We start from the raw sequence: 16270 nt of genomic DNA, 5'->3' as shown, positions 1-16270 counted from the left end.
GGCTTCCCGTCTCCCCGCGCCTTCATCGAAAGCGCGAAAGACCGGAATTCTAGTCACCCAGCCGGCATCTTGCAAGCGGTTTTTTGACACTCGTGAAATCCGGAAAAACGCGCGAGCAAAATCGCTTCAAACGCGCCGTTGCATGACACGTTCGACGAGCTGCAGATAGTGCTCCAGATCCGGCGTCGGCTTGCCGGCCACCTTCGCGAGATCGTCCCAGCGGCGCAGGCGCACCGCGTCTTCCGCGTGCGGGCGCGCGGCGAACTCGCGTGCCTCGTCCGCATTGAAGATGCCACCCTGCAATTCGAGGCTGCGCACCGAGTCCGCGGAAAGACAGCCGAAATACGCTTCATCGACAGCGCAGAGATAGCGCTTCGCATCGACATGCAGGCGGATCGGTTCCAGCACGCTATCGGGCAACACGGGCCGCAGGAACGGCAGCGCATAGTACTGGTGCAGATCGTCGATGCCGCGCTCGGTCGGCGTTTCGCCCTGACGATTGAGAAGGTGCCCCAGATCGTGCAGGAACGCCGCCGCCGTCAGATCTTCGCTCGCCCCTTCTTCTTCCGCGAGCGCGCCGCTTTGCAGCGCGTGCTCCAGTTGCGTGACCGGCTCCCCGCTATAGGCCGTCGCGCCGTACGTTTCGAACAAGCCACGAATATCCGCAAGGCTCAGTGCCATCGTCTTCCACTCCTCTATTACATAAATACGGCGACGGCCACACCCCGGCCGCCGCCCTCAGTCGCCGCAGGATTCGCGCATGCGATTGGCCGACGCATCGGCGTTGCGCGACGCCAGCGCGCTCAACAACACCCGATGGCCCGCATACGATGCGTCCATTGCGCTGTGCGCGGGCGCCGCACGCTGCGACGAGAGCCGCAGTTCGCTCACGGTCCGCTCATAGGTCTCGCGCAACCGGGCGTTACCAGCCGCCGCGACAAGCGACGCACGAAACGCATCGCGCGCGTGCAGGAAGGCTTCGCCCTTCCCGGCGACCACCGCGTCGCGCATGGCGTTGAGATGCTCGCGCAAGTCGGCGACCTGCGCCGCGTCGATGCGCGGCGCCAACATCCGGCACGCCGCTTCGCGCAACGCCGCGCACACTTCGCCCAGTTCCTGGGCCTCCGCCGCGCCGACGCTGCGCACGAACACGCCCCGATGTTTCTCGTTGCGCACGAGGCCGGCCTGCTCCAGCGCGCGAAACGCTTCGCGCACGGGTCCGCGTGATACGGCGAGACGCGCGGCCCAGTCGGCTTCGTTGAGTTTGTCGCCGGGCGCAAGCACGCCGGCCGCGATGCGCCGCTCGATCTCGTCGCGCACCAGCGCGGTAAGCGAATGCTGACGCACCATGGCAAGCGGCGTCGTACCGCTCGCCTGCCCTTCGGGCATGGGGTCTTGCACGTCCCGCGTTGCTCGTTTGTTGCGCGCCTGCGGCGCATCGAACCGCATGGCGTCCATCCGCTCAGTCCGCCCGCCGGCGCGGCGCACGCGCCGCGATCAGCAGCAACGCCGCCAGCGAGACGAGCAACAGGACCAGCGAGAGCGCCGAAGCCGGCAGGTAGTATCCGCGCTCGACCGCGCCCACCACGACGATGGGCACCGTCGCAAAACCCGGCGGATACACCGTGAGCGTCGCGCCCAGTTCGCCGAGCGACAGCGCGAAGCCAAGCGCGAGACTCGCGCGGATGGCCGGCACGAGCTGCGGCAACACCACGCGGCGCAGCACCATGGAAGGCGGCGCGCCAAGACTCGCGGCCGCTTCGCGCAGCACGGTCAACTCGGGACGCAGCGCGGCCGATGCACAGCGATAACAAAACGGCAGCACCAGCGCGAGCTGCACGAACACGACGATCGCAGCCGAACTCGACAGATCCACAGGCGCCTTGTGATACGCGATCAGCACCGCGAGACCGAGCACCACGCTCGGTACGCCGTTGGGCACCATCGCGAGCGTGTCGACGACGGCGCCCAGGCCGCGCCGGTCACGTCCTTCGAGTGCGAGCGCGAGCCAGAGGCCCAGCGCGGTGCCGAGCACGGCCACGCCGAAGCCCACTTCGAGACTCGTTGCGAGCGCATCGAAATCGGTGGAACCGAGACGCTCGAACCAGCGCGTGCTGAACCCATCGGGCACGATCGTGCCCGACCAGTGCGACGCGACGCTCGACAACGCGACGACGATCACCGGCAACACAAACAGCCAGAAGCACAGCAGCGCCGCGAATCCAAGGAGTGCCGCGCTGACAACGCGCGCGACGAGGCTGCGCTCGACAGGCCGCGCACGAAGATGTTTGGGCGCAAGCGCGATACGGTCGGAACCGGCGACAGGATTACTTGACATTGCGCGCGCCTCCATGACTGCGGCGATTCACGCGCCGGTACAGCGCATACAGGGAGAGCGACATCGCGAGCATGACCACCGCGCCTGCGGCGGCCGTCGGCAGATCGAGATCGACGGTGGCCGAACTGTAGATCGCCACCGGCAGCGTGACGAGGTGCGCGCTGCCGAGCACGAGCAGAATGCCGAACTCGTTGAACGTCAGCAGAAAGCACAGGATCGTGCCCGCCGCGATGCCGGGCCATGCGAGCGGCAGAATCACGCGCAGGGCGACCATCCGGCTGTTCGCACCGAGACTGCGAGCGGCTTCGATCAGGCGCATGTCGAGCAGCGCGAACGCGGCAAGCGTCGGGCGCACCACGAAGGGCGCGTAGAACACCACTTCCGCGAGCACGACGCCGCCGATGCCGAACAGGAAGTCGAGCGGGGGCGCCTGCAAATGAAAGAGCCGCTGCAACCCGATGCTCACGGAGCCCTGCGAGCCATACAGAAAGATCAGCGTGAACGCGACGAGAAACGACGGGAACGCCACGAACAGTTCCAGAAAGCGCGTGACGAGGCTCGCGCCCGGAAACGGCTTGAAGAACAGCAGCGCGGCGAGCGCGACCCCGAGCACCGACGCCAGACCCGCGCTCAGAAACAGAATCCACAGCGTCGTGGCGATCACGCCGCGCGAGTCGGGATTGCCGAAAAAGGTTTCGTATGCATGGAAGCTCAAGCCGTGCGCGCCCGAAAGACTCAGCAGCACGAGGCGCACGAGCGGATAGACGACGAGCGGCCCGAGCACGAACACGAGCAGAAACGCGATGTGCCATTGCGCGCGCCGTTCGCGGCGTCGCGCGGCTGCGGCGTGCGCGTCGGCGCCCGGCGGAGCCAGCGCGGAATCAGGGGTTGATAAGGACGACATCGTCAGCCTCGTAACGCAGGGACACACGCATGCCTTTCGCCGGCGTCATGCCGTGGCCGCGCTGCATGGTGACGAGCACCGGCTCGTTCGGCATCGCGTCGAGCAGCACCGGCACCGAGAGCACCGAGCCATACCACTCGACCGATTCGATCGTCCCGTGCAACGAGCCTTCGCCGAGCGGCACGATGCGCAGGCTTTCCGGGCGCAGACACGCGAGTTTGTCGCGCACGGCGTGGCGCGCATCGCCCACCGGAAACGCGACGTTGGGCGGCAACAAATTCGCCGCACCGAGATAACGCGCGACGTAGGCGTCGTCAGGCGTGTCGTAGAGATCCTGCGGCGTGCCGAGTTGCGCGATGCGCCCATCGCGCATCAGCAGCGTGCGGTCGGAGAGCACGAGTGCGTCGTCCTGATCGTGCGTCACGCACACGATCGTCAGGTCGGGCAAGCGCTCGTGCAGCGCCTTGAGTTCGGAGCGCACCGAAGCGCGCAGATTGGCGTCGAGCGCGGAGAGCGGCTCGTCGAGCAGGAGCACGTCCGGCTCGATCACGAGCGCACGCGCGAGCGCCACGCGCTGCTGCATGCCGCCCGAGAGCTGCGCGGGCATGACGTGGCCCGCGTCGCCGAGCTGCACGAGCTTGAGCGCGTCGGCCACGCGCCGCGCGATGTCGCGCGACGGCACGCGGCGCGCCTTCAGCCCGAACGCGACGTTCTCGAACACCGAGAGATGCGGAAACAGCGCATAGCTCTGGAACAGCAGCCCGAGATTGCGCTGATGCGGCGGCACGTGGGTCAGGTTGCGGCCCGCTACGGTGAGCGAGCCCGCGAGTCCATCGGCCTCGATGAATCCGGCGATGAAACGCAGCAAGGTCGTCTTGCCGCAGCCGCTGCGGCCCAGCACGGTCAGCAGTTCGCCGCGGCGGATCGTGAGCGAGAGGTTATCGAGGACAGTGCGCGCGCCAAAGCGCACGCTCAGGTGGTCGATCTGCACGCCCGCCGCGCTGGGCGCGTCCGTGGCGTCAGTCACTCCGGACACATCCGGCAGCGCGCGGGCCATGGCGGCCGGCGCGAGGCTTGCGGTATTCACCGGGTTCATCTCCTGTCGACCGGAGCCGGCGCTTTCGCGACCTCGCTCCGGTCCCGTACAAAGTTGCAAGTTTCTATGGCCTGCCGGCTTACTTCGGCTTCACGACTTCGAGCGGCTTGCCCGACGAGCCGATCACTTCGTTCTTCCAGCGCGTCGTCCAGTCGGCCTTCTTCGCCATCACCTGATTCCAGTCCACCGGAATCAGGTTCACGCCCTGGATGGCCTGCTTGACCGCTTCGCCGTTCTTGCCCGCGAGCGCCACGTCCGTGCGGCCCGGAATGCCGAAGATGTCCGGCACCTTCGACTGCACGTCCGTCGACATCAGATAGTCGATCAGCTTCTTGCCTTCCCCCTGGTTCGGGCCGCCCTTGATCAGGCCGATTGCGTACGGCAACTGGAACGTCGTGGGACGACCGCTGGCGTCGGCGGCGAGGAAGATCGGCTTGAGCGAGAGGCCGCCGTTGGCTGCGTCGTCGAGATCCATCTGCAGGTCGCCGTTGGCCACCGAGATTTCGTTGCGCGAAAGCAGCACGTCGAGGTAGCCCGTGCCCTTGGTGTGGAACTTCGCGCTCTGCTCGAGCTTCTTCAGATAGTCGAATGCCTTGTCTTCGCCCATCAGCGAGGTCGTGAGGATGATCACGGCCATGCCGTCGCCGGCCGTGGCCGGGTTCGAGTACGCGACCTTGCCCGTGTAATCGGGATGCAGCAGGTCGGCAAACGTCCTGGGTTGGCTCTTCACGACGTCGGGATTGATCGCGAACGAGAAGTAGTTGTTCACGAACGTCGCCCACGAACCGTCGCCCGCCTTCGCGATGGCCGGCACGTTCTTGTAGTTCACGCTCTGGTACGGCTGCAGCAGGCCGCTTTGCTGCGCCTGCTGGATGAACGGCGGCAGCGTGACGAGCACGTCGGCCTTCGGCGAGTCCTTCTCCACGTTCGCGCGGTTCACCACTTCGCCGCTGCCCGCCGTCACGATGTTGACCTTCACGCCTTCCTTCTTCTCGAAGGCCGGCAGCACGTCCTTGTAGAGATTTTCGAGGCCGTCGGCCGTGTACAGCACGACGGCGTCGGCGGCGTGCGCGCTCGCGGCTGCGCCCAGCAACGCCGCGGCGGCCGCGATCGGCAGCAGTTTGCGTGCAAAACCCGCGCGACGGGAATTCGTGTGGTTCATGTCACTCTCCGAAGGCAAAACCAGATGCTCGGGATACCCGATGCGTTTGTGATTGAATGGGCCGCCTCGCGGTGGTCTCGCATCGCGCGATTGCAGATTGTCTACAATCCGCCGCTTTCCACCTGAACCGGCCGGCGCGGCAAGGGCAGCGCGTAGCCGCTCGCCTCGCTTACCGGCCCATCTGGACGGGCCCCGCAAGAATCACAGGTTTTGATGACATGAGCATGACGAATGTGGCGTTTGACAAAAAATTCCACAATTCGCCAATATTCGACACGCGACCTGGCCGCGCGCAACAGGAAGAAGACTCAGGCGATGACGAGTTCGGGCCCGCGCGCCGCGATGGCGCGAGCGACGCTCTTTTCGGGCGCAAGCTCGGTGATGACGTAGCGCGCCTGCTCGAAGCCGTTGATGCGCACGGGCGTGATGCGCCCGAACTTCGAATGATCGGCGACGACAATTGCGCAGGCCGTGGCCGCCAGCATGCGGCTGCGCACTTCCGCGACCATGCGCGAATAGTCGGTGAGCCAGCCGTCGGCGGTGATGCCGCCCGCGCCGACGAACGCGAAATCGGCGTGGTACTGGGCGAGTTGCTGCACGGTGTCGAGCCCGAAGGTCGCTTCCTCGTGGTCGGAAAGCTCGCCGCCCAGCAGCGTGACGCGGTTCTCGTTGCGGCGGCCAAGCAACAGCGCGATGCGCCAGTCGTTGGTATAGACGGTGAGCCGATGACGGTCGGTCAGCGCACGCGCGAGCGCATGCGTGGTGCTGCCCGAATCGATGATGACGGAGGCGCCGTCGGGCACGAACTCCGCCGCGCGTTCGCCGATCGCGCGCTTGGCGCTCGCGTTGGCGGCTTCGCGCACGTCGAGATCGGGCTCGCGGCGGTCGCTCGACAGCGCGCCGCCGTGGGTCGTGACGAGCAGCCCGCGCTCCGCGAGCGTGTTGAGGTCGCGCCGTATCGTCTCGCGCGAAACGCGCAGCTCGCGCACGAGGTCTGCCACCGAAAGCGCGCCCGTGCGGTTCACTTGCGAGAGGATGTATTGGTGACGTTGTTCGGCGAGCATCTCGGTGGGCGCGGGTCGTGAGTTCGGAAAAGCCGCCGTATTGTATTACGCACGCGCAGAACGAGCCCGCCCTGCCATCGTGCGCGCATCCCTGCTAATCTCGTGAAGACCGCGCGCTCACGCGACGCCCGCTTTGCCAACTATTGGAATTCATGCGTTCACGACTTCGTCAATTGCGTCTGCTGTTTTGTGCACTGCGTTACGGCTTCCGGCTGATCTGGCTCGCAGCGCCCGAGCATCACAAGCTGCACTGGTTCGTCACGCTCGCCTCGAGCCTGCATGACAACCCGCGTCTTGCCTCGCGCCTGCATGGTTCGCTGCCGCGTCTCGCGCCGCTCGCGAGCGCGTTCGCGCAAACGCTCGCCACGCGTCCCGAACTCGCGGGCGCGACCTTGCATGACGCGATCGATACCATCGAGCATTTCGAAGCGCCCCTCACGGGCGAGGCACTCGACCTCACGCTGCGCGCCGCGCTCGGCAAACCACCCGAAACGGTGTTCACGTGGATCGACCCCATCGCGGCCCACAACGGCTGGTGCGAACAGACGCACCTCGCGCGGCTCGCGCTGCCGGTGAACGGCCACCAGACGATTACGCTGCGCGTGCTGCGCGCGAAACAGGTCCAGGAAGTCGACGACGACGCGGCGCTCCTGTGCACCGTGGCTCGCTGGATCGAGCGCTTTTCGCGCGCCGCGCGCAAGCTGCGGCTGCACGCGCTCGCGCTGACATTGCGCGAAGACCTGCAGCGCCGCTTCGACCTGCGCGCCCAGGCCGCGAATCTGAGCCAGAGCGGCCATCAGCTTGGCGACGACCCGCGCATCGTCGTGCCCGACGTCATCTGGGACCTCTGCACACCGCTGACGATCGCGGTACAGCACATCGACACCGTGCGCGCGACGGATATCGCGGGGCTCGCCGAGCACCACATCAACGTCACGCAAGTCGCGGCGCATCTGATCGAGGTGGTCACGCGCCAGGCGTTCGAGCACGGCTTCTTCCACGCGGCCCTCGACGCCAGCCGGGTCGCGGTGAGCGTCGAGCCGCAGACGCGCGGCCGCCTCGTGCTCGCGGGCGCCGCGCTGATGACGAGCCTTTCCTCGCCCGAGCGCGAATTCTTCGTGCACGGAGCGACGGCGTTGTTCGAACAGGACTACGGCCGGCTCGCGACGCTGCATCACGTGGCGGGCCACGTCCCCGCGCACGCGCGCACGGAACAGATCGAGGCGGAATTGCGCACGCGCAGCGAAGCGCATTTCGCGAGCGACCCCGGCGAGCGCAGCGCGGGCGCGCTGTTCCACCATTTACTGCATTCGGTGCAGCCGTTCGGCGGCGCGGTCTCGCCGCGCCTCGTGGCGGCGCAGCGCGCGTTCAGCCAGGCGGAGGAACTGGCGCGCGCGATTCATCCGGGCGTGGACGCGTGGGGCATTGCGCGGCGCACGCTCGCCGACATCGCGCGGCAGGACCTCGGCCACCCCGGCTGGATACGGCGGCTTTCGCAGGAATTGCCGCACCTCGCGCAAATCGCGCCGCGCGTGCCGCAGATGGTGTTCCACTTCCTCGAACACCACGCGAAGACCGGGCACGGTACCGCCGCGGGCCACGCCGCGCAGCAGGCCGCGTTGCTCGATGCGTGGCGGCGCGAGCATCGGCGCGCGCGCGCGTTGCTGCTTGCCTGTGCGATCTGCGGAGGCTTGATCGGCGTGACGGCGGTGTTGTTCGGAAGCTAGCTGCATCAGTGCAGTCCTGAACAAGACCGCACCCTGCGCGGCGCGCGATACTCCGGGCCTTTCGTGTTTCTCCAGGCGTAGTGCCAGCGTAGTGCAAGCGCGCGCCTTTTCGACACCCATGCTCGCCACCCTCGCCCCCGCTCTTTTCGTCGTCCTGTGGTCGACAGGTTTTGTCGTCGCGCGCGCCATTGCGCCTTACGCCGATCCCAATCTCTTCCTGCTCGCGCGCTTCACGGGCACGGCGGCGCTGTTCACGATCGTCGCGCTGGCGATGCGCGCGCCCTGGCCGCGCGGACGCGAAATCGGCAAGCATCTGTTCGCCGGCGCGCTCCTGCAAGGCGTGTATCTGGGCGCGGGTTACTGGGCGGTCGCGCAGGGCTTGAGCGCGGGCGTGATGGCGCTCCTTGGCGCGCTCCAGCCGCTCCTGACAGCCGCCATCGCGGCGCGCATGTTCGGCGAGCGCCTGCCGCCGCGGCGCTGGTCGGGCATGTCGCTCGGCCTCGCGGGCGTCGTGCTCGTGCTGAGCCCGAAGCTGTACGCCGCCATGCACGCCGCCGGCGGCGCGATCGCCGACGCCCATGCCGCGACCGCGCCCGCGCACGTTCATGCGAATCCGCTGCTCGTGGTGGCGGTCGCGGTCGCGTCGGTCGGATCGATCACGGCGGGCACGCTTTACCAGAAGACTTCGCTCGCGCAAGCCGACATTCGCAGCGCGAGCGCGGTGCAGAACCTGGGCGCGGCCATCGTCGCCGCCGTACTCGCCCTCGTGCTCGGCGAAACGCGCTGGCTCGCCACGCCGACCTTGTGGTTCTCGCTGGCCTGGGGCATTGCGATGCTCTCGGGCGCGGGCGTGACGCTGCTCGTGTGGATGGTCCGCCACGGCGACGCCGCACGCGCCACGGCGCTGCTCTTTCTCGCGCCGCCGCTCGCGGCGCTCGAAAGCTGGCTGCTGTTCGGCGAAACGCTCACGCCCACGCAGATCGCGGGCTTCGGCGTCGCGCTTGCGGGCGTGCTGATCGCGCGGCGCGCGTAGCGCACGCGCGGCGCCCCGACCGCGCCCTCAACCGAACGCCGGGCGTTCAGTCGGCCGTGTCGGCGCCAGCCTTCGCGCGCGCCTTGCCGCCGGGCGCGGGCGACCACGCGGGGCGCGTCTTGCGCTCCGAATCGACCACGACGACGAAGCGTCCCGCCCACGGCGTGATCTCGCGGTCCGAATGCAGCACCCACAGCGACTTGCCCTCGTCGACCAGCGCCTGGTACTCGGCGTCGATGATGCCGTAGTGATCGATGAACGCATTGAGCGTCGCCGGAATCCGCACGCAGCCCTTCGAGTGGCGGATGCCGAGCAGCGGTTCGAGGCGGTCGGGGTCGGTGGCGTGCATCTGGAAGCGCATCTGCGAATAGCCGCCCTTGCCCCAGCCGCGCTCGCCGTCCACCCAGCCGAAGTCGTAGATGCGCATGTCGCGCCGGCCATAGCCGCGTATGTTGTTCTGATTCATGGTGCCTTCCGCGCGGAAGTCCATGTTCAGCGGCGAGTGATCGAACACGCCGAGCGGCGTGAGGAAATGGTCGAACTCGCCGGGGCGGCCGGTCGCGACCGGCGACGCGCCGATCATGAGCCACGGCTCGCGAGGCGTGGCCCGGAAGTAGATGAAGAGCGCCTGCACGTTCGCACTGCGATCGACGAGGATGACGAATTCGCCCGCCAGCGCGCCCAGATCCTTTTCGTCGAGCGCCGCCTGGAGGCGCTGGCCGTAGGCGCGCTGGTCCGCGATCGGCACACGCAGACGCCGGTTGACGTCGCGCGCGAAGCGCTGACGCATTTCGAGCGCGTCGCGGGTTTCTTCGGCGGCCTCCTGCGGCGTGAGCATCCGATGAACCGGGAGCACGAGCGCGGGCGGCGCGGAAGCGGCCTGCGCCGCCGAGGCCGACGAAGCAGAAGTCGCTGACGAAGCCGCCGAAGCACTCGCAGCCGCCGACGCCGGCGCAGACGTGGAAGCAGCAGAAGCCGCGGAAGCCGCGGAAGCCGCGCTGGCAACAGGCAGGGCCGCAGACGCGCCCGACGCGGCGGAAGCAACCGGCTTCGCAGCGGCCGGCGCCTGCACCGGCGCACTGCGCACGGCACCCGAGGCAACATGCGCGCTGGAAGCGGTCACGCTGTCTGCGGCGTAAGCGGCGCTTGCTGCCCACGAGGCGCAAAACGAAGCGCATAGCGCAGCCGCCACCGCGCGGCGTACCGGCGCGCCAAACCACTGCGGTTTATGATGGGGAAGATGCGGAGCGCCTCCCTGGACGCCGCCGCGCACGCGAGCGCCCATGCGCCGCGAAAAATTGTCGTTCATCGTGAGTCCGGCCGATTGTGCGTCTTGTCTGAAGTCGGATACGTCGGGCGCTGTGCTGTGCGGCGTCGCCGACAGCGCCACGACCACCCGACATTAGACCAGACAACGCCGACCGCGCGCGTATGCCACGTGCGCGGCCAGTCAAGGAACCGACGCTCGCGGGCCTGACCAGGCGGCGCGTGCGCGCGCTTGCGCGGGCGCTGGGCGATGACGAGATCGATGACTTTCTGGAAGGCAAAACGGTGAGCGAACAAGCGTACGAAACGATCTTTCGCTTCTACGACGCCCCCGGTGAAGGCCGCTGACGTCAACGGCCGGAAACCTCTCAGTCGCGTTCGCGCTTAGGGGGCGCTTCGCCTTCGAACGGCGGCGCACTCACCTGGAGCGCCACGCCTGCGAGACGGCGGGACTGAAGCTCGCGCGCCACGGCATCGGCCACATACGGCACGTCGGAGTCGAGTTCGAGGTCCGCGTGCGCATTGGGTGTGCCTGCGTCATAAACGGTGATGCCCTTGGCGTACTTGCCCAGTTCGCGTTCGAAAAAGCTGCGCACATCCTGCTCGCTGCAGGTTTCCGGAACATTCCACACAGTCAGATGCATGACGGCCCCTTCGCGAGAAATTCGGATCTGGCGTGCAGCGTTCAGCGGAACCGGCGAGGCTGCGTCGCGCGTACGCGTACGGGCTGCAGGCTCGCGCGAGCGCGCGAACGCTCCCATGCCAACTGGCCAAGGATGGCAGCGACGCCAAGCAATAAAAGGCTGGACGTAAGCATTGTTGTAACTCCCTTTTGTTGATTCCCTTTTGTTGATGAATATCAGCATAGTCGCATTTACTGGACGACGCGCTGCGGCATATTGTCTGGCAGTGAGATGCCCCCTGCCCTTGCCTGGTCGGGCTCGCAACCGACGTGCCCGAGGTGCACAAAGGTGCGCGCGAAACAGCGCTTCAGGAACCGTCGTCGCGGCTCGCCGAAGTCGTATCGTCGGCCGCGCCGCCGCAGTCCATGCGGGTGAGGCGATCGTACTGATGCACCCAGTTGCCGGTGATCGCCGCCTGCGCCTGCGCTAGCGTCATGCGCCCCGCGCACACGCAGCGCTTCAGGCGCACCGTGAGCAGCGACTTGCGGCGCTCGCCGGCGTGGCCGCCCCATGGAATGAGGTCGAAGTTGGCCCTGGCGTCCGGCGAGCCGCCGAGCACGATCGGCACGTGCCGGTCGAGCGCGTAACCCACGCCTTCGTCGGCGTCGATGCCGCGCGCCGCGAGCATGCGGCCCTTCAGCGCCATGGTCTGGTCGAACGGCGGCGCCACGGTGTCGGCGTAGCCCGGACGGCAGATCGTATCCGTCACCGACTCCTGCGTGACGCGCGTATCGAGAAGCTGTGGGTCTTGCGCGAACGCACCCTGTGCCGCGACGCCCGTTGCGAGCGCGAGCAGCGTGGCGCGCGGAACCGCGCGCAGCACTCGCGCGCGCCATTCAGGCGCACCACTGCGACAAACAATGCCTTCTGCCATGCGGCGCGCGATGCGGCGTATTGCTGCCTTTTCTGCGTTCATGGTTGAGCGCACCGTGCGGCACGATGCGGAAATGGATGGTGAGTGCCGGGTTATTAGACCACAATCAAATATTGTCGGGGCAATCGGGCACATCCATGAGCCAGCGGGCGCGCCGGCTTTTGTTCCGTAATCCCAGGTAATTTATGCGTGCCGGCAAAGTGCCCGCTTGCCACGCTCGCGCTGGCCGTTTGGCCGATGGCAGCGCGCGACGCGTTAGCGCATAATGGGCCGCCCGGTCAGATCCGGAGCGGCGCGTATGGCGCGCATTCGAAGAAACGAGGAAAACCCCATGTCCATTTCCATGTATCAAGCATCGGTGCCCGTGCTCGTGCGCGGTCTCACCAGTCTGCAAAACATCATCGGCAAGGCGCAGGCGCACGCGGCGGAAAAGCAGATCGACCCTTCCGTGCTAACGGGCGCCCGGCTCTTCCCCGACATGCTGCCGCTCACGCGTCAGATCCATATCGCCACCGACACCGCCAAGGGCTGCGCCGCGCGCCTGGCCGGCGTGGAGGCACCGAAATTCGAGGATGTCGAAGTCACCTTCGACGAGTTGCACGCCCGTATCCAGAAAACCATCGACTATCTGAACGCATTCAAGCCGGAACAGATCGACGGCACGGAAGCGCGCAGCATTACGCTCAAGATGCGCAGCGGCCCGATCGAGTTCACGGGCCAGAGCTATCTGCTGGGCTTCGTGCTGCCCAACTTCTTCTTTCACGTCACCACGGCCTATGACATTCTGCGTCACAACGGCGTGGAGCTGGGCAAGCTCGACTATCTCGGCGCGCGCTAACGCGAGCCTCTGAACGCGAGCAACAAAAAAGCGTGCGGCGCATTACGCGGCGCACGCTTTTTCGCAACCGTCCTTCTAACCAGCCGCATCAATCGAGCGAGAGCCGCAGCGCGAAGCCGATCAACGCGGATGAGAACGCCCACTTCTGGACCGTCTGCGCGAGCGGATGGCGACGCAGCCATACGGCAATGCGCGCGGCGCCCAGCACATAGATCACGTCGAAGAACGCGCATACCGCGACCAGCAGCACGCCCAGCACGGAAACCTGCACCCAGACCGAGCCTGCCTCGGGCCGGATGAACTGCGGCAGCAGCACCGAACAGAACAGCAGCGCCTTCGGGTTCAGCAGGTTCGTGAGCAGCCCTTTGACGAAGTCGGCGCGGCGCGGTCGCGCCTCGACCACGCCTTTCTGCTCGGGCATGGCGAACGCCGGCGCGCGGAAGATCTGCACGGCGATCCACGTGAGATACGCCGCGCCCACGTAGCGCACCACTTCGTAAAGCCATGGCGCGTTGCGCAGCAAGGCCGCGAGACCGCAGGCCGAAAGCGTTACGTGGGTGGCGCGCGCGAGTCCCAGGCCGCAGGCCGCCGCGAAGCCGCTGCGCGTGCCGCGGCTCATGCTGGTCTGCATCACGAGCGCCATGTCGGCGCCGGGCAGCGCGCAGACGATAATCAGGGCGACGATGAACATCAACAGCAAGTGGGCGGAAATCATGTTGGCCTCGCGTGAAAGAGGCTCAATCTTGCCGCTACATGCAGAGCGATTTCTGGCGTTTTTCCTATCGCCAACGTCATAATTTGGCGGAATGCGCTAATATTTCCCCCTCGGAACCATGACTCCCCTAACCGCCATGAGCGACCTCGACAAACTCGACCGGGCGATACTCGGCGCGCTGCAAACCGACGGGCGCATGCCGAACGCACGACTCGCCGACACGGTGGGCCTGAGCGAAACGCCGTGCGCGCGGCGCCTGAAGCGGCTCGAACAGGAGGGCTATATCGAGCGTTACCGGGCGGTGCTTTCGCGCCGCGCGCTCGGCTATGGCGTGGTGGGATTCGTCTCGGTGCGCTTTGCCGTGCACGACCGCGCGCTCGCCGACCGTTTCGAGCGCGAGGTGCTGGCGATCGAGCGCATTCTGTCGTGCCACAACGTATCCGGTACGGCGGACTATATTTTGCAGGTGGTGGCCCGCGATCTCGACGACTATGGCACCTTCATGCGCGACCAGTTGCGCAGCCTGCCCGGCGTCACGTCGGTCGAGTCGGCGCTCTCGCTGCGCGAAGTAAAGGCCGAGAGCGGACTGCCCCTGCCCTGAACACACAACCCCAACACGTAATAACGGAGTTTTCGATGACCCCAGAACAGGCACGAGCCGAAGAAGCCGCGGCCATGGACCGCGTACTGACCGCGACCCAACGCGTCAAAACGGCGTTCACCTCGCTGCAATCGCAGTTCCCGCCCGAAGGCGACGGCAAGCCCTCGCAATTCGCGCTGCAGACTTTCGACATGGCGCTTCAGGAACTGGAAGATGCCCAGGCCGCCTTCGACGAGATGCTCAACGATCTGTTCGACGGCGAGCGCTAAATCCGCGGAACATGACCGACGACACGAACGTTCACGTCACCGTGCTCGGCGTCGGCGTCGTTGTACGCAACGGCGATGCGTGGCTGCTCGGCCTGCGCAAAAGCGCATGGGGACGCGACACATGGGCGTTCCCGGGCGGCAAGGTCGACCCCGGCGAAGATCCGCTCGCCGCAGCCGCGCGCGAGCTGCGCGAGGAAACCGGCCTGGAATTGATCGAGGCGCGCGCGGCCGGCTGGGCCAGCGGCTGGCTCGAAGCCGGGCGCGTGCGCCATGTGACGCTGTTCGTCGAGGCCGTCGCACGGGGCGCCCCGGTCGTCGCCGAGCCCGACAAGTGCGCGCAGTGGGCGTGGTTCACGCGGGACGCATTGCCCGTCGATCTGTTCGAGCCCACCCGCCTCTACTTCGAAACCCGCTAGCGCTTCGCGGCGGCGCGCTCCCGCACGAAGGCCGCGATACGCTCGCAGGCCTCGACGAGCCTCGCCTCGTCGACGACGAAACCGAGCCGCACATAACCGTTCGCCGTTTCCCCAAATGCGCTCGCGTCGAGCACGGAAACCTTCTGCGCCTCGAAAAGCTGCCAGGTGAACGCCTGCGTGTCGAGCCCCGTGCCGCGGATGTCGATCATCATGAACATGCCCGCTTCCGGCAGCAGGCACTTGAGTCCCGGCACGCCCGCCAGCCGCTCGTAGACGATGTCGCGGCCGCGGCGATAAATCTCGCGCATGCCGGCGACGATCTGCGCGCGATTGTCGAGCGCCGTGAGCGCGGCTTCCTGAATGAAACCGGGCAACCCGTAGAGCATGCAGAGCGCGAGCCGCGCCAGATGCGCGATCATCGTCTCCGGCGCGATCACCCAGCCCAGACGCCAGCCCGGCATGGCATGCGACTTCGAGAGGCTGCCGATCGTGACCGTGCGCTCCGCCATGCCGTCCAGCGCGGCGATGCTCACGTGCTCGCGCTCGAATGTGAGGTCGGCGTAGACCTCGTCGGAAAGCACCCACAGGTCGTGCCGCTTTGCCAGTTGCGCAACGCGTTCGAGGTGCGCGCGCGGCATCACCGCGCCGGTGGGGTTGCAGGGCGTAGCGAAGAAGATCGCGCGCGTGCGCGGCGTGAGCGCTGCCTCGAGCCCGTCGCAGTCGAGATGAAAGCCGTTCGCGGGATCGACGGGAACCGGCACGAGCGTCGCCCCCGACGCACGAATCGCGGCCTCGTAGGTCAGGTACATCGGCTCGGGCACGAGCACTTCGTCGCCGGCTTCCAGGAGACAAAGCGACGAAGCGAACAAGCCGTTTTGCGCGCCCGCGCAAAGAATCACGTTCTGCACACCGACCGCGCGCCCGCTGGAAAGCGCATGCTCGCGCGCAATTGCCGCGCGCAGCGGTTCGCGGCCCATGATGGCCGAGTAATGCGTATCGCCTTCGCGCAGCGCGGCGACGGCGCGCTCGACGATCGGCGCGGGCGTGCCGAAGTCGGGGTCGCCCACGCTCAGCACGATGACGTCCTCTCCACGCGCCGCGGCCTGCAGCGCGGCATGGTGGATCTCCCACGCCGTCGTGCGACGGCCCTGCAATCGCTCGACCAGATTCGAATACTTCATGTTCCGCATGTCTCCCGCCCGGCTAGATGAATAGGTGCGTGCAACGATACCAGGGAATGCGCCCGCATAGAAATGCCGATGCGCTTAGGCAGGTATCCAGCGC

19 protein-coding genes are annotated in these 16270 nt (G+C 67.0%); 7 read left to right on the top strand and 12 right to left on the bottom strand.

Features of this window, described 5'->3' with window-relative positions; all coding sequences use genetic code 11:
* Positions 1-126 precede the first annotated feature (126 nt).
* From U5768_RS15005 to U5768_RS14975, 7 genes are all read right to left on the bottom strand, one after another.
* On the bottom strand, positions 127-681 hold the full coding sequence (locus U5768_RS15005) for a phosphonate degradation HD-domain oxygenase (protein WP_322031176.1): 555 nt from the start codon (positions 679-681) through the stop codon (positions 127-129).
* Positions 682-738: 57 nt separating this feature from the next.
* Positions 739-1389: a GntR family transcriptional regulator gene (locus tag U5768_RS15000; protein ID WP_322031197.1), complete on the bottom strand. Its 651-nt coding sequence runs from the start codon at positions 1387-1389 to the stop codon at positions 739-741.
* Positions 1390-1462: 73 nt separating this feature from the next.
* Positions 1463-2338: a 2-aminoethylphosphonate ABC transport system, membrane component PhnV gene (gene phnV, locus U5768_RS14995; RefSeq protein ID WP_322031175.1), complete on the bottom strand. Its 876-nt coding sequence runs from the start codon at positions 2336-2338 to the stop codon at positions 1463-1465.
* Positions 2328-3242: a 2-aminoethylphosphonate ABC transporter permease subunit gene (locus U5768_RS14990; protein ID WP_322031174.1), complete on the bottom strand. Its 915-nt coding sequence runs from the start codon at positions 3240-3242 to the stop codon at positions 2328-2330. Before U5768_RS14990 ends, phnV begins: the two co-directional genes overlap by 11 nt.
* A complete protein-coding gene (gene phnT / locus U5768_RS14985) occupies positions 3220-4299 on the bottom strand; it encodes a 2-aminoethylphosphonate ABC transport system ATP-binding subunit PhnT (protein WP_415913907.1) in 1080 nt (359 codons plus the stop codon). Before phnT ends, U5768_RS14990 begins: the two co-directional genes overlap by 23 nt.
* Positions 4300-4417: 118 nt before the next feature.
* Positions 4418-5500 (bottom strand): 2-aminoethylphosphonate ABC transporter substrate-binding protein, encoded by a 1083-nt coding sequence (gene phnS / locus U5768_RS14980; protein ID WP_322031172.1) that lies wholly within the window; start codon positions 5498-5500, stop codon positions 4418-4420.
* Between the two features lie 308 nt (positions 5501-5808).
* Positions 5809-6564, bottom strand: coding sequence for a DeoR/GlpR family DNA-binding transcription regulator (locus tag U5768_RS14975; protein WP_322031171.1), 756 nt, complete (start codon positions 6562-6564; stop codon positions 5809-5811).
* 152 nt (positions 6565-6716) lie between these two features.
* Here U5768_RS14975 and U5768_RS14970 point away from each other — a divergent pair, with 152 nt between their 5' ends.
* A complete protein-coding gene (locus tag U5768_RS14970; protein ID WP_322031170.1) occupies positions 6717-8291 on the top strand; it encodes an ABC1 kinase family protein in 1575 nt (524 codons plus the stop codon).
* 118 nt (positions 8292-8409) lie between these two features.
* Positions 8410-9324 (top strand): DMT family transporter, encoded by a 915-nt coding sequence (locus tag U5768_RS14965; protein WP_322031169.1) that lies wholly within the window; start codon positions 8410-8412, stop codon positions 9322-9324.
* A 46-nt stretch (positions 9325-9370) separates the two neighbouring features.
* Here the strand turns inward: U5768_RS14965 and U5768_RS14960 are convergent, their stop codons facing one another.
* Positions 9371-10633: a L,D-transpeptidase gene (locus tag U5768_RS14960; protein WP_415913905.1), complete on the bottom strand. Its 1263-nt coding sequence runs from the start codon at positions 10631-10633 to the stop codon at positions 9371-9373.
* A gap of 122 nt (positions 10634-10755) precedes the next feature.
* On the opposite strand from U5768_RS14960, the gene U5768_RS14955 reads away from it, so the two are divergent.
* On the top strand, positions 10756-10938 hold the full coding sequence (locus U5768_RS14955; protein ID WP_322031198.1) for a hypothetical protein: 183 nt from the start codon (positions 10756-10758) through the stop codon (positions 10936-10938).
* 20 nt (positions 10939-10958) lie between these two features.
* Here U5768_RS14955 and U5768_RS14950 read toward each other — a convergent pair whose 3' ends face one another.
* On the bottom strand, positions 10959-11234 hold the full coding sequence (locus U5768_RS14950) for an RNA-binding protein (RefSeq protein WP_322031167.1): 276 nt from the start codon (positions 11232-11234) through the stop codon (positions 10959-10961).
* 346 nt (positions 11235-11580) lie between these two features.
* Positions 11581-12189, bottom strand: a complete 609-nt coding sequence (locus U5768_RS14945) for a hypothetical protein (RefSeq protein ID WP_322031166.1) — start codon at positions 12187-12189, stop codon at positions 11581-11583.
* A 289-nt stretch (positions 12190-12478) separates the two neighbouring features.
* Here U5768_RS14945 and U5768_RS14940 point away from each other — a divergent pair, with 289 nt between their 5' ends.
* Positions 12479-12985 carry a DUF1993 domain-containing protein gene (locus U5768_RS14940; RefSeq protein ID WP_322031165.1) on the top strand — a complete coding sequence of 169 codons (507 nt, stop codon included), beginning with the start codon at positions 12479-12481 and terminating at the stop codon, positions 12983-12985.
* Positions 12986-13073: 88 nt separating this feature from the next.
* Here U5768_RS14940 and U5768_RS14935 read toward each other — a convergent pair whose 3' ends face one another.
* On the bottom strand, positions 13074-13700 hold the full coding sequence (locus U5768_RS14935) for a LysE family translocator (protein ID WP_322031164.1): 627 nt from the start codon (positions 13698-13700) through the stop codon (positions 13074-13076).
* A 136-nt stretch (positions 13701-13836) separates the two neighbouring features.
* Between U5768_RS14935 and U5768_RS14930 the strand changes: the two genes are divergently transcribed.
* Genes U5768_RS14930 through U5768_RS14920 form a run of 3 tightly spaced genes read left to right on the top strand, consistent with a single transcriptional unit; the run spans position 13837 to position 14986 of the window.
* The gene (locus U5768_RS14930) at positions 13837-14301 is read left to right on the top strand and encodes an Lrp/AsnC family transcriptional regulator (RefSeq protein WP_322031196.1); all 465 of its coding nucleotides are present in this window, start codon (positions 13837-13839) and stop codon (positions 14299-14301) included.
* A gap of 35 nt (positions 14302-14336) precedes the next feature.
* On the top strand, positions 14337-14570 hold the full coding sequence (locus U5768_RS14925) for a hypothetical protein (protein WP_322031163.1): 234 nt from the start codon (positions 14337-14339) through the stop codon (positions 14568-14570).
* Between the two features lie 11 nt (positions 14571-14581).
* Positions 14582-14986, top strand: coding sequence for a nucleotide triphosphate diphosphatase NUDT15 (locus U5768_RS14920; RefSeq protein WP_322031162.1), 405 nt, complete (start codon positions 14582-14584; stop codon positions 14984-14986).
* Here U5768_RS14920 and U5768_RS14915 read toward each other — a convergent pair.
* A complete protein-coding gene (locus U5768_RS14915; protein WP_322031161.1) occupies positions 14983-16167 on the bottom strand; it encodes a pyridoxal phosphate-dependent aminotransferase in 1185 nt (394 codons plus the stop codon). The two genes, U5768_RS14920 and U5768_RS14915, sit on opposite strands and share 4 nt — an antisense overlap.
* Between the last annotated feature and the right edge of the window lie 103 nt (positions 16168-16270).

This window comes from Paraburkholderia sp. J76 (assembly GCF_905220295.1).
Classification (GTDB): Bacteria; Pseudomonadota; Gammaproteobacteria; order Burkholderiales; family Burkholderiaceae; genus Paraburkholderia.
This window is presented reverse-complemented; position numbering and strand designations above follow the sequence as displayed.

What these genes read in the sequence shown, in the direction of transcription:
- U5768_RS15005 (WP_322031176.1), bottom strand. Translation starts at nt 681, where the DNA reads ATGGCACTGAGCCTTGCGGATATTCGTGGCTTGTTCGAAACGTACGGC.
- U5768_RS15000 (WP_322031197.1), bottom strand. Translation starts at nt 1,389, where the DNA reads ATGCCCGAAGGGCAGGCGAGCGGTACGACGCCGCTTGCCATGGTGCGT.
- phnV (WP_322031175.1), bottom strand. Translation starts at nt 2,338, where the DNA reads ATGTCAAGTAATCCTGTCGCCGGTTCCGACCGTATCGCGCTTGCGCCC.
- U5768_RS14990 (WP_322031174.1), bottom strand. Translation starts at nt 3,242, where the DNA reads ATGTCGTCCTTATCAACCCCTGATTCCGCGCTGGCTCCGCCGGGCGCC.
- phnT (WP_415913907.1), bottom strand. Translation starts at nt 4,299, where the DNA reads ATGGCCCGCGCGCTGCCGGATGTGTCCGGAGTGACTGACGCCACGGAC.
- phnS (WP_322031172.1), bottom strand. Translation starts at nt 5,500, where the DNA reads ATGAACCACACGAATTCCCGTCGCGCGGGTTTTGCACGCAAACTGCTG.
- U5768_RS14975 (WP_322031171.1), bottom strand. Translation starts at nt 6,564, where the DNA reads ATGCTCGCCGAACAACGTCACCAATACATCCTCTCGCAAGTGAACCGC.
- U5768_RS14970 (WP_322031170.1), top strand. Translation starts at nt 6,717, where the DNA reads ATGCGTTCACGACTTCGTCAATTGCGTCTGCTGTTTTGTGCACTGCGT.
- U5768_RS14965 (WP_322031169.1), top strand. Translation starts at nt 8,410, where the DNA reads ATGCTCGCCACCCTCGCCCCCGCTCTTTTCGTCGTCCTGTGGTCGACA.
- U5768_RS14960 (WP_415913905.1), bottom strand. Translation starts at nt 10,633, where the DNA reads ATGAACGACAATTTTTCGCGGCGCATGGGCGCTCGCGTGCGCGGCGGC.
- U5768_RS14955 (WP_322031198.1), top strand. Translation starts at nt 10,756, where the DNA reads ATGCCACGTGCGCGGCCAGTCAAGGAACCGACGCTCGCGGGCCTGACC.
- U5768_RS14950 (WP_322031167.1), bottom strand. Translation starts at nt 11,234, where the DNA reads ATGCATCTGACTGTGTGGAATGTTCCGGAAACCTGCAGCGAGCAGGAT.
- U5768_RS14945 (WP_322031166.1), bottom strand. Translation starts at nt 12,189, where the DNA reads ATGAACGCAGAAAAGGCAGCAATACGCCGCATCGCGCGCCGCATGGCA.
- U5768_RS14940 (WP_322031165.1), top strand. Translation starts at nt 12,479, where the DNA reads ATGTCCATTTCCATGTATCAAGCATCGGTGCCCGTGCTCGTGCGCGGT.
- U5768_RS14935 (WP_322031164.1), bottom strand. Translation starts at nt 13,700, where the DNA reads ATGATTTCCGCCCACTTGCTGTTGATGTTCATCGTCGCCCTGATTATC.
- U5768_RS14930 (WP_322031196.1), top strand. Translation starts at nt 13,837, where the DNA reads ATGAGCGACCTCGACAAACTCGACCGGGCGATACTCGGCGCGCTGCAA.
- U5768_RS14925 (WP_322031163.1), top strand. Translation starts at nt 14,337, where the DNA reads ATGACCCCAGAACAGGCACGAGCCGAAGAAGCCGCGGCCATGGACCGC.
- U5768_RS14920 (WP_322031162.1), top strand. Translation starts at nt 14,582, where the DNA reads ATGACCGACGACACGAACGTTCACGTCACCGTGCTCGGCGTCGGCGTC.
- U5768_RS14915 (WP_322031161.1), bottom strand. Translation starts at nt 16,167, where the DNA reads ATGAAGTATTCGAATCTGGTCGAGCGATTGCAGGGCCGTCGCACGACG.